Origin of the sequence: Protofrankia sp. BMG5.30, from assembly GCF_001983005.1 — a bacterium.
Classification (GTDB): Bacteria; Actinomycetota; Actinomycetes; order Frankiales; family Frankiaceae; genus Protofrankia; species Protofrankia coriariae.
The window spans coordinates 134,190-145,707 of record NZ_MOME01000019.1 but is presented as its reverse complement, the minus strand read 5'-3'; the positions used below and the strand labels follow the sequence as shown (position 1 = coordinate 145,707).

The 11,518-nt window shown below is 74.2% G+C and carries 10 protein-coding genes and 1 riboswitch; of the genes, 8 read left to right on the top strand and 2 right to left on the bottom strand.

Features of this window, described 5'->3' with window-relative positions:
• A partial coding sequence (locus tag BL254_RS12910) for a transposase (RefSeq protein ID WP_175648367.1) occupies positions 1–339 on the bottom strand: 339 nt, incomplete at its 3' end.
• Between the two features lie 200 nt (positions 340–539).
• Positions 540–665: riboswitch (cobalamin riboswitch) on the top strand.
• A gap of 103 nt (positions 666–768) precedes the next feature.
• On the opposite strand from BL254_RS12910, the gene BL254_RS12905 reads away from it, so the two are divergent.
• The 6 genes from BL254_RS12905 (at position 769) to cobJ (ending at position 8,922) form a co-directional block, all read left to right on the top strand.
• Positions 769–2,997 carry a VWA domain-containing protein gene (locus BL254_RS12905; RefSeq protein WP_076843411.1) on the top strand — a complete coding sequence of 743 codons (2,229 nt, stop codon included), beginning with the start codon at positions 769–771 and terminating at the stop codon, positions 2,995–2,997.
• Between the two features lie 3 nt (positions 2,998–3,000).
• Complete coding sequence (gene cobO / locus BL254_RS12900) at positions 3,001–3,606, top strand: cob(I)yrinic acid a,c-diamide adenosyltransferase (RefSeq protein ID WP_013873666.1); 606 nt, start codon at positions 3,001–3,003, stop codon at positions 3,604–3,606.
• The gene (locus BL254_RS12895) at positions 3,600–5,162 is read left to right on the top strand and encodes a cobyrinate a,c-diamide synthase (protein WP_076843410.1); all 1,563 of its coding nucleotides are present in this window, start codon (positions 3,600–3,602) and stop codon (positions 5,160–5,162) included. The genes cobO and BL254_RS12895 overlap by 7 nt, the downstream gene beginning before the upstream one ends.
• The gene (gene cobI / locus BL254_RS12890; RefSeq protein ID WP_083731038.1) at positions 5,159–5,947 is read left to right on the top strand and encodes a precorrin-2 C(20)-methyltransferase; all 789 of its coding nucleotides are present in this window, start codon (positions 5,159–5,161) and stop codon (positions 5,945–5,947) included. Before BL254_RS12895 ends, cobI begins: the two co-directional genes overlap by 4 nt.
• Positions 5,944–6,846, top strand: coding sequence for a precorrin-4 C(11)-methyltransferase (gene cobM, locus BL254_RS12885; protein WP_047225063.1), 903 nt, complete (start codon positions 5,944–5,946; stop codon positions 6,844–6,846). Before cobI ends, cobM begins: the two co-directional genes overlap by 4 nt.
• A gap of 150 nt (positions 6,847–6,996) precedes the next feature.
• Positions 6,997–8,922 (top strand): precorrin-3B C(17)-methyltransferase, encoded by a 1,926-nt coding sequence (gene cobJ, locus BL254_RS12880; RefSeq protein ID WP_076843425.1) that lies wholly within the window; start codon positions 6,997–6,999, stop codon positions 8,920–8,922.
• Between the two features lie 96 nt (positions 8,923–9,018).
• Here cobJ and tnpA read toward each other — a convergent pair whose 3' ends face one another.
• Positions 9,019–9,435: an IS200/IS605 family transposase gene (gene tnpA / locus BL254_RS12875; RefSeq protein WP_047225057.1), complete on the bottom strand. Its 417-nt coding sequence runs from the start codon at positions 9,433–9,435 to the stop codon at positions 9,019–9,021.
• A 12-nt stretch (positions 9,436–9,447) separates the two neighbouring features.
• Here tnpA and BL254_RS12870 point away from each other — a divergent pair, with 12 nt between their 5' ends.
• Both BL254_RS12870 and BL254_RS12865 read left to right on the top strand, forming a co-directional pair.
• Positions 9,448–10,368, top strand: a complete 921-nt coding sequence (locus tag BL254_RS12870) for an RNA-guided endonuclease TnpB family protein (RefSeq protein WP_076843424.1) — start codon at positions 9,448–9,450, stop codon at positions 10,366–10,368.
• The gene (locus BL254_RS12865) at positions 10,365–11,513 is read left to right on the top strand and encodes a sirohydrochlorin chelatase (protein ID WP_235433834.1); all 1,149 of its coding nucleotides are present in this window, start codon (positions 10,365–10,367) and stop codon (positions 11,511–11,513) included. The genes BL254_RS12870 and BL254_RS12865 overlap by 4 nt, the downstream gene beginning before the upstream one ends.
• The last annotated feature ends 5 nt before the right edge of the window (positions 11,514–11,518 follow it).

Here is an 11,518-nt window from a genome sequence, read left to right as displayed (position 1 = left end):
CTTCACGATCCGCGGCTCGAACGTGCCCTCCCGGTCCCTCGGAACCGAGATCTCCACCTCACCGGCCGCCTCGGAAACGACCGTCTTCGTCCGGCTGCCGTTACGGACGTTGGTCGATTCCCGCTCCGCCGGTACCCGGTTCTTCTCATGGCCGAGATGCTCGGTCATCTCCTCGGCCAAAGCCGTTTCCAGCACCGCCTTGGTGAACAGCTTCAACAGCCCGTCCGGCCCCGTCAGCGCCAGCCCACGCGCCTTCGCGTCCGCGACCAAAGCCGCCGCAGCGGCCTGCTCCGGCGACAGCTGCCGCCCCGATTCACGATCTTGCTTGCGAGGGGTCATATCACCCGATGTCATCACTCACAGTGCCCATCCCGCCGGACCCCGAGGGCCCGGCGTGTCGGGCCGGAAACACCGATCTTGAAACAGTCCCCGGCCAGCCGGCGGCATCGAGTGCTGGGATGTCCGGACACGGGTGTGGGCAGGGCGAAGGGGTCCGCGTGGTGGCGGGTTGTGCCATGCTGGGTGGGCGACGGCAGTGGAGGAAGCCGGTGGGAATCCGGCGCGGTCCCGCCACCGTAACCGGGGAGCGAACCCTCACCGTGTGTCACGGACGTGTAGGCGTCCGGAAGGCCGAGGGGGAGCACTGATCCGGGAGCCGGGATACTTCGGCCGTTCGCACCGTTACCGAGGGCGAGGAAACCCGAGGGAGGACCGCGGCATGCCCGTTCACGCCCGTCAGCCGGTGCCCGGCGCACGGTCGGGAGCACGATGACGGCCTACCCGCTGTCCGCGGTGGTGGGTATGGACGACCTGCGGCTCGCCCTCGTCCTCAACGCTGTGTCACCGGCCATCGGCGGGGTGCTCGTCCGGGGAGAGAAGGGCACCGCCAAGTCGACGGCGGTGCGGGGGCTCACCGCCATGCTCCCGCCCCTGCGGGTGGTGGCCGACTGCCGGTTCGCCTGCGACCCGGCCGCCGGTGACGCCGACTGCCCGGACGGCCCGCATCCACCCGAGGCTCCCGCTGTGACCCGGGCGGTGCGGATGGTGGAGCTGCCGGTCGGCGCCTCCGAGGACAGGGTGACCGGGTCGATCGATCTCGACCGGGCGCTCACCGAAGGCGTCACGGCGCTGCGCCCCGGGCTGCTGGCCGTAGCCCACCGCGGCCTGCTCTACGTCGACGAGGTCAACCTCCTGCACGATCATCTTGTCGACCTGCTGCTGGACGCGGCCGCGCTCGGTGTCGCCCACGTCGAACGCGATGGGGTGTCGGTCCGCCACGCAGCCCGGTTCCTGCTGGTCGGGACGATGAACCCGGAGGAGGGCGAGCTGCGCCCGCAACTGCTGGACCGGTTCGGGCTGACCGTCGAGGTCGCCGCCAGCCGGGACCCGCGCGTGCGGGCCGAGGTGGTGCGCCGCCGACTGGCCTACGACGCCGACCCACAGGCCTTCGCCGCCGCCTGGGCGGAGCAGGACGCCGCCCTCGCCGCCCGGATCGCCGCCGCCCGTGACCGCCTGCCCGCCGTGGAGCTCTCCGAGACGGCGTTGCGCCAGGTAACCGCGGTCTGCGCCGCCTTCGACGTGGACGGGATGCGCGCGGACGTGGTCACCGCCCGCACCGCGATCGCGCTGGCCGCCTGGGAGGGCCGCGAGCGCGTCACCGCCGACGACATCCGCCGCGCCGCCCGCCTGGCACTGCCGCACCGGCGCCGCCGAGGCCCGTTCGACGCCCCCGGCCTGGACGAGGACACCCTCGCCGACGCCCTGGAAAAAGCGGGGGAGCCGTCTACGGACCCGGACGGACCGCCGCCGGCCGGCGGCGGTGGTGGCGCCGGCCACGGCGACGCCGCTGCCGACAGCCATGACGGGCATGCCGGTGACGGGCCACCGCCCACGCCGGCCGGCGACCTGCCGACCCCGCGCCCGGCGGAATCGGAGCCCCTGCACCGGGCGGAAACGCAACGAACGGCAACAGACGCGGCGGCGGAACCGCGGCCCGCCAGCGGGCCGACCACCGCGTCCGAGCACAGCGGGTACGAGCAGCCCGACCCGTCGCGCGGGCAGACCGACACCGCCGACGTCCGTCCCGCCGGCCCGCCCGGCCCGACCTTCCGCCCCCGCCGCCTGGAGATCCCCGACGTCGGTACCGGTCTCGGCGCCGCCGGGCGGCGCTCCCGGGCCCGCACCCGTCACGGCGCGGTGGTCACCGACTCACCGGAGGCCGCCGGCCTGCACCTGCCGGCGACCCTGCGGGCGGCCGCGCCCTGGCAGCGGGTCCGCGGACGCCGCGGCCCGGGGCTGCTGCTGCGCCCGTCCGACCGGCGCGGCGCCGTCCGGGAGGGACGCGAGGGCAACCTGGTGCTGTTCGTGGTGGACGCCAGCGGCTCCATGGCCGCCCGCGCCCGGATGCGCACGGTCACCACCGCCGTGCTCTCTCTGCTCCTGGACGCCTACCAGCGCCGCGACCGGATCGGAATGATCACCTTCCGGGGTGCCGGCGCCGAGGTCGTCCTGCCGCCGACGTCGAGCGTGGAGGTGGGTGCGGCCCGGCTGCGTTCCCTGCCGACCGGCGGACGCACCCCGCTCGCCGCCGGACTCACCCGCGCCGGGCAGGTGCTGGCCGCCGAACGCCGGCGTGACCCCGACCGGCGCGCGCTGCTGGTCGTCGTCACCGACGGGCGGTGCACCACCGGCCCGGATCCGGCCGCCGCCGCGCACGCGCTGGCCCGCGCCGGGGTGGCCAGCGTCGTCGTCGACTGCGAGAGCGGATACGTCCGCCTGGGCCTGGCCGGGCGGCTGGCCACCGCCCTCGGTGGCACGACCGTTCCGCTGGCCGCCCTGTCGGCGGCCGGCCCGGCGGTCGCCACCGGCCCCACGGTCCCCGCCGGTCCCGTGCGTCCGATACGGCCGGCGGGATCGGGCTCCGTCCGGTTTGGCGGGCCCGCCGGGCCGACCGTTGGGCCGACAACAGCTTCCACCCAGCCCGGGAAGGTGGCCTGAGGGATGCCGCAGGGACAGCCGGCCGTGATACCCGACGACGGCCTGACCACCCGGGCCCGCCGGGACCGCCCGCTGCTGATCGTCCACACCGGTGACGGCAAGGGGAAGTCGACCGCGGCGTTCGGGCTGGCCCTGCGCGGCTGGGCGCAGGGCTGGCCGGTCGGGGTGTTCCAGTTCGTCAAGTCCGCGAAGTGGCGGATCGGGGAGGAACGGGCGCTGCGCACGCTGACCGCCACCGGGGAGGGCGGCACGGTCGCCTGGCACAAGATGGGCGAGGGCTGGAGCTGGGTGCAGCGCCGCATCGACCCGGACGCCCAGCCCGCCGACGCCGCGCGCGAGGGCTGGGAACAGATCCGCCGGGACCTGGCCGCGCAGACCTACCGGCTCTACGTCCTCGACGAGCTGACCTACCCGCTGAAGTGGGGCTGGCTCGACGTGGCCGAGGTCGTCGAGACGCTGCTCACCCGGCCCGGGCGCCAGCACGTCGTCATCACCGGCCGCGCCGCGCCACCACAGCTGCTCGACGCCGCCGACCTGGTGACCGAGATGACCAAGGTGAAGCACCCGATGGACGCCGGCCAGAAGGGCCAGCGGGGGATCGAATGGTGAGCGGCCCCGGCATCGTCCTGCCCCGGCTGCTGATCGCGGCCCCGGCCAGCGGCGCGGGCAAGACCACCGTGGCGACCGGGCTGATGGYCGCCCTGACCGCCCGCGGCCTGCGGGTCTCCCCGCACAAGGTCGGCCCGGACTACATCGACCCGAGCTACCACGCCCTGGCCACCGGACGCCCCGGGCGCAACCTCGACGCCGTGCTCTGCGGCGAGGAGCGCATCGGCCCCCTGTTCGCCCACGGCGCCCACGGCGCCGACATCGCCGTCGTCGAAGGGGTGATGGGCCTGTTCGACGGGGTGTCGGTGCCGCGGCCCGGCCAGCCCGCGGACTTCGCCTCCGCCGCCCATGTGGCCCGGCTGACCGCCACCCCGGTCGTGCTGGTCGTGGACGCGTCCGCCGCGGGCCGCTCGGCCGCGGCCGTGGTGCACGGCTTCGCCACCTGGGATCGGCGGGTGCGCCTGGCCGGTGTCGTCTTCAACCGGGTCGGCTCGGCCGGCCACGAGAGCCTGCTGCGGGACGCCGTCGCCGGCCTGCGCATCCCCGTGCTGGGGGTGCTGCGCCGGGACGACACCGCCGCGGTGCCCTCGCGGCATCTCGGGCTGGTGCCGGCGGCCGAGCGGGCGCCGGCCGCGGCCGAGGCGGTCCGGGCGCTGGGGGCGCTGGTCGCCGCCTCCTGCGATCTCGACGCCGTGCTCGAGCTGGCCCGCTCGGCCCCGCCGCTGGACGTCCGCCCCTGGACGCCGTCGGACGCCGTGGCCGAGGCTGCCGCTACGGCGTCCGGCCAGGCGTCCGCGCGGGCAGCGTCCGTGGCCGAGGCGACGGCCAGGCGCAGCGGGCCCGCCAGCCGGCGGCCGGTGCGGATCGCTGTCGCGGGCGGGTCCGCGTTCACGTTCGGTTATGCCGAGCAGGTCGAGCTGCTGCGCGCCGCCGGGGCCGAGGTCGTCACCGTCGACCCGCTGCGTGACGAAAAACTTCCGGACGGCACCGACGGGCTGGTGATCGGCGGCGGGTTCCCCGAGGAGCACGCCGCCGCGCTCGCGGCCAACGCACCGCTGCGGGCCGAGGTGGTCGCGCTGGCGCGCCGGGGTGCGCCGATCGTCGCCGAGTGTGCCGGCCTGCTCTACCTGGCCCGCTCCCTCGACGGGCATCCCATGTGCGGGATCCTCGACGCGGACACGGCGATGGGGCCACGTCTCACTCTCGGTTACCGCCAGGCGGTAGCTGTCTGCGACAACCCGGTCGTCACCGCCGGTACCGGGGTGACCGCGCACGAGTTCCACCACACGTCGGTCGTCACCGCCGCCACCGTTCCCGCCGGGGACGTGCCCCGGTCGGCCTGGCGGGTCGACGACCGGACGGAGGGTTTCGTACACGGCAACGTGCACGCCTCCTACCTGCACCTGCACTGGGCCGGCGTGCCCGGGGCGGCCCGCCGGTTCGTCGCCACGGCCCGCGGAGCAAGATCGCCCGGACCGTCCGCGGCAGATGTTTCGGCTCCCGCGGCAGCCGCCGCCGCTCCCAGCGCGGGACGGCCCGCGGGAGGAGCGCGATGAGCGGCGGGAACGTCGAGGACGGTGAGGAGACCGAGGGCGGTGAGGGCGGCGGCACCGTGCCGGTCCGCGGCCGGCTGGTCGGCGTCGGTGTCGGCCCCGGTGACCCGGATCTGGTGACGGTCCGGGCCGTACGGACGCTGGAGCGGGCCGACGTCGTGTTCGTCCCGGTCAGCGAGGGGCTACCGCCGCCGGGCCGGGCCGAGGCGACCGTGCGCGCGCACGTCACCCACGACCGGATCCGCCAGGTGGCGTTCCGGATGACCGGCGACGCCGACTACGACGCCCCGGCGGTCACCGTCAGCCAGGCCCTGCGCGAGCATCCCACGGGCAGTGTGGCGTTCGCGACGATCGGTGATCCGAACGTCTACTCGACCTTCACCACGCTGGCAGCCCGGGTCCGGGCACTGTTACCGGAGGTCACCATCGAGACCGTCCCCGGCATCATGGCCATGCAGGATCTTGCCGCCCGCTCCGGCACGGTGCTGGCAGTGGGCACCGAGACCGTGGCGCTGCTGCCGCTGACCGCCGGGGTGGACGCCTACCGCCGGGCGGTGGCCAACCACGACACCGTGATCGCCTACAAGGGCGGGCGCGCGTTGCCGCAGGTCCTCGACGTGCTGGCCGAGGCCGACCGGCTGGCCGGCACGCACGGCGCGGCCATCTACGGCGCCTGCACGGGCCTGCCCGAGGAGGACATCCGCCTCGCCGCCGACCTGCCCCGCGACCAGCCTGGCCCCTACCTGTCCACGGTGATCTCGACGCGGCGCCGGCAGTGGCCGGCATGACCGCCCGCCCGCCCGGGCGGGTCACGTTCGTCGGAGCCGGCCCCGGGGCCGCGGACCTGCTCACCCTGCGCGCCGTCCGGGCGATCGGCGAGGCGGACGTGGTCATCTGGGCGTCCTCGCTGGTGCACCCGGACGTGCTCACCCATGCCCGCAGCGACGCCGAGATCGTCGACTCGGCCGGGCTGCCGCTGGAAGGCGTACACGAGATCTACCGGCGGGCCGCGGGCAGCGGGCTCGCGGTGGCCCGCATCCACTCCGGTGACCCGGCGCTGTGGGGGGCGCTGCAGGAACAGTTGGAGATCTGCGCCGAACTGGGGCTGGCCACCGACATCGTCCCCGGGGTCAGCAGCTTCACCGCGGCCGCCGCGGCCGTCGGGCGCGAGCTGACCGTCCCGCAGGTGGCCCAGTCGGTGATCCTGACCCGGCTTGCCGGCGGGAAGACCCCGATGCCGCCCGGGGAGGAGGTGGCCCGGTTCGCCGCGCACGGCACGACCATGGCGCTGTTCCTCTCGGCGGCCCGCTCCGGCCAGTTGCAGGCCGAGCTCACCGCCGGCGGCTACCCACCGGAGACACCCTGCGTGGTCGCCTACCGGGTGAGCTGGCCGGACGAGCTGATTGTGCGATGCGCACTCGCCGACCTTGCCGCCACGATCCGTGAGCACAAGCTGTGGAAGCACACGCTGGTGCTGGTCGGCCCCGCCCTCGCCGCCGGCGGGACCCGCTCACACCTGTACCACCCCGGCCACTTCCACGGGTTCCGCCGGGCCGACCGGGCCGCTCGCACCACGCTGCGGACGACCCTGGGCGACTCCCGGCCCTCCTCTGTCCGTGACATTCCTGCCCGTGACTGGCCCTCATCCGACTCACCGACGGATGCCCGCGGAACCGGGCCAGCATGATCATCTTCATTGGGGTGTCCCGCGCAGACCGCCACGAAACCGTCCCGGGTGAGGCCGTACGGCTGGCAGCAATCGACAGGAACGGCCGTCCGCTGGGGAGAACGCGTCGGTGCGCATCGCAATGAACAATCATGATGACGGATGGTCACGATGACGGACGCCAGGCTGTCGGGCCGGTCGGGCATCGGCCTGGTCGCGGTGACCGCCGCCGGCCGCGCGGCCGCCCGGGATCTGCAACGGGCCTGGCCGGACGCCCGCCACTACGACGGCACGGCCCGCGAGGCGCTCACCGCCGCCGTCACCGAATGCGCCGGGGTGGTCTGCTTCCTCGCGACCGGCGCGACCGTCCGGCTGCTGGCCGGCGGCCCGCACGCCGGCGGCCTGCTCACCGGCAAGGACAGCGACCCGGGGGTGGTCTGCGTGGACGAGGCGCGCCGGTGGGCGGTCGCCCTCGTCGGCGGGCACGCCGGCGGAGCCAACGACCTTGCCGAACGGGTCGCCGCCACGCTCGGCGCGACCGCCGTCGTGACCACCGCCAGTGACGCCGCCGCGGTCCCCGCCCTCGACTCCTTCGGCGCCGACATCGGCCTGCGCGTCGAGCCCGGATCACGGCTCGCCACCGTGGGCACGGCGCTGCTCGCCGAGGAGCCCGTGACCCTGTACACGGACGCGGTCTGGCCGCTGCCGCCGTTGCCGGGAACGGTCCGGCCCGCCGATCTCACCGATCTCACCGGCCGGGCCGGACCCGCCGATCACCCCGTTCCCGCTGGTCCAGGCGCCCTCGGTGGCGCCGATGAACCCGACGGGAGCAGTGCGCCGGCCGCGTCGCCGGCCGGACCGGCCACGTCGGTTCCGCCGGATCGGCCGGCGGCGCCCGCCATCGTGATCACCGATCGGGTCGTCGCGCCGCCGGCGCCCGCGGTGGTCTACCGGCCGCCCAGCCTGGTCGTGGGGGTCGGCGCGAGCCGGGGCGCGCCCGCCGACGAGGTCGTCGACCTCGTCGAACGCGCGCTGGCCGAAGCCGGGCTGTCACCGCTGGCCGTGCGTCACCTCGCCACCGTCGAGGCCAAACGGGACGAGGCCGGCATCGTCGCCGCCGCCCGCGCGTTCGGCTGGCCGCTGGTCGTGCACCCGGCCGCGGCGCTCGCGGCCGTCGACGTCCCGCATCCCTCCGAGGTGGTGCGGGCCGCGGTCGGCACGCCGAGCGTCGCCGAGGCGGCGAGTCTGCTCGGCCCCGACGGGGGCGGCACATCCACTGGCACCGCCGAGCTCGTCGTGCCCAAACAGGTGAGCGCGCACGCCACGGTGGCGGTGGCCCGGCACCGTCCCCGCGGCCGGCTGGCCATCGTCGGCCTCGGCCCGGGCGACCGGGACCTGCTCACCCCACGCGCCGCCCGCGAACTCGCCCGCGCCAGCGTGATCGTCGGCCTGGACCAGTACCTCGACTCCGTCCGCGACCTGATCCGGCCGGGCGCACGCGTGCTCGCCAGCGGCCTCGGAGCGGAGGAGGCACGCGCCGGCGCGGCCGTGGATGCCGCCCGCGCCGGCCACGCGGTCGCGCTCGTCGGCAGCGGGGACGCCGGCGTCTACGCGATGGGCAGCCCGGCGCTGGAACGGGCCGACGGATCCTTCGACGTGGTGGGCGTCCCGGGGGTGACCGCGGCGCTGTCCGCCGCGGCGCTGCTCGGCGCGCCGCTCGGCCACGACCACATGATGATCAGCCTGTCGGATCTGCACACCCCCTGGGACGTGATCGAACAGCGGGTCCGGGCGGCGGCGCGGGCCGACGTCGCCGTCGCGTTCTACAACCCGCGCAGCAAAGCGCGGACCTGGCAGTTGCCGCGGGCGTTGACGTTGCTGGCCGCCCACCGTCCGCTGTCGACCCCGGTGGGTATCGTCACCGACGCCTTCCGCCCGGCCCAGCAGGTCACCGTCGCCACGATCGGGGAGCTGACCGCCACCCCGGCGCCACGGCTGGAGCTGGTCGGCATGACGACGACGGTGGTCGTYGGCAGCACCCATACCCGTGTCGTGGCCGGGCACGTCGTCACCTCGAGGGGGTACCGGTGGAGCTGACCGACCAGGCCCGTGCCGCGCGCGGTATGAGGGGCTGAATCCGTGACCATGGAACGTAGCGCGCGGGCCCTGCCCTTCAGTGCGGGGTTGGCATATTTACGCTGGGTGCCGTTGCCTCTCGATGTACTGGTGTACGAGGGACAGGGGTGCCCCGTCGACGGAGCCGGCGAAGTACGACGGGGACCAGAAGTGCCCGCGCATCGAGTGCTGGTTCACCCGCTCGGTGAACTCCGTGCGCAGGCGGCGGGCCGACACCCCCTTGATGCTGTTCACCAGTGCCGATACCGAGATCTTCGGCGGGTAGTGGACAAGCAGGTGGACGTGGTCGTCTTCCCCGTTGAACTCGGCGAGGGTGGCGCCGAAGTCGTCGCACACCTCGCTCATGATCTGCCGGCAGCGGTCCAGCATCGCGGTGTCGAGCACGCCATGCCGGTACTTCGTCACGAAGACCAAGTGGACGTGAAGCGCGGAAACCACATGCCTGCCACGCCTGTAGCTGTCATCCTGTGCCATAGGCCAAGTATGATGGTAGACGTGCCCACCGTCCGTTACCGCTACCGCGCCTACCCCACACCGGGGCAGGCGCAGGCGTTGGCGCGGGCGTTCGGCTGCGCCCGGGTCGTCTACAACAACGCGATCCGCACCCGGGATGCCGCTCACGCGGCCGGGGAGAAGATCTCCGACACCGAGGTGCAGCGACGGGTTGTCACCCTCGCCAGGCAGRCCCCCGAACGGGTGTGGCTGGCAGAGGTGTCCTCGGTGGTGCTGGTGCAGGCATGCCAGGACGCCCGGCGGGCGTTCCGGAACTGGTTCGACTCGCTGTCCGGGAAACGGAAGGGCCGGGAGGTCGGGCATCCCCGGTTCCGGTCACGCAAGGACCGCCGGCAGTCGATTCGCCTCACCCGTAACGGGTTCACGGCTACCTCCCGGGGTGTGCGGGTGGCGAAGGTCGGAGACGTCGCGCTTGTCTGGTCTCGGGAGCTGCCGTCGGTTCCGTCGTCGGCCACGGTGATCCGGGAGGCCGACGGCCGGTACTACGTGTCGTTCGTCGTCGACGTCACCGGCACCGCGTATCCGCCGACAGACTCCGAGATCGGGATCGATCTCGGGTTGGATCGGCTGGCGACACTGTCCACGGGTGAGGTGGTCGCGAATCCGCGTCACCTCCGGTCGCGTCAACGTGGACTGGCCCGCGCGCAGCGGGCCCTTGCCCGGAAGAAGAAGGGTTCGGTGAACCGTCGTCTGGCGGTGCGGGTGTGGACGTGCCCGGCCTGCGGTATCGTCCACGATCGTGATCTGAACGCGGCCCGGAACGTTCTGTTCGAGGGCCAGCGGATCGTCGCCGCCGGGCGGGCGGAGACGGAAAACGCCTGTGGAGCCGGCGTAAGACCACCGCGTGCGGTGGCTGTCGGCGGTGAAGCAGGAACCCATCGAGGTGTCACGTGAGTGGCACGGTAGGTATCCCCGCCGTTCACAGCGGGGAGGACGTCAAGGACCCAGGCACAGGATCGGACGCAGACCTGAACAGGGCTGCGGTCGCCTCCGTGGCCACGGGCGCGGCCACCGATGGAGCCCCGGAGGCGGCCACGAACAGTGGCCCGGACGGCGGTCCGTCCGCGCCCGCGCTGTTGATCGTCGGGCATGGGACCCGCAGCGCGGCCGGGGTGGCGCAGTTCCAGGAGTTCGTCGAACGGGTCCGTGAACGGGCCGACGGGACGCCGGTGGACGGCGGGTTCATCGAGCTGTCCCGCCCGCCGGTGGCCGACGCGGTGGCCCGCCTCGTCGACGCCGGCCACCGGCGGCTCGCGGTGGTACCGCTGACCCTGGTCTCCGCCGGGCACGCCAAGGGCGACATCCCCGGCGCGCTCGCCCGCGAACGCGCCCGCCATCCCGGTCTGCGCTACACCTACGGACGCCCGCTCGGCCCGCATCCGACGTTGCTGACGGCGCTCGACGAGCGGATCGACGCGGTCTATCCGCACGCCGAGCGGGCGAAGGTGATTGTGCTGCTGGTCAGCCGGGGATCCACCGACCCGGACGCCAACGCCGAGATCGCCAAGGTGGCCCGGCTGCTGTGGGAGGGACGCGGGTTTGCCGGTGTCGAACCGGCCTTCATCAGCCTGGCCGAGCCGGGTGTGCCGGCCGGCCTGGAGCGCTGCCGCCGGCTGGGGGCGTCCCGGATCGTGGTGGCGCCCTACTTCCTGTTCACCGGCGTCCTGCCGGAGCGGGTGGTCAGTCAGGCCGCCGGCTGGGCCGCCGAGCATCCGGACGTCGACGTGCGCTGCGCGGGCCTGCTCGGCGACAGCGACGCCCTGGTGGACCTGGTGTTCGAGCGCTTCGCCGAGGCGCTGGCCGGGGACATCCGGATGAACTGCGACACCTGTCTGTACAGGATCGCGCTGCCCGGCTTCGAGCACCGGGTGGCCGCCCCCCAGGCCCCGCACGACCATCCGGACGATCCCGCGCATCCCCACGGACACCACCACCACGATCACCACGACGACCGCGGCCACAGCCATGACCACGGTCAGGTCGGTGATGGCCACGGTCACGGCCATGGTCATCACCGGCATGTATCCCGGACGCCCTGAACGGC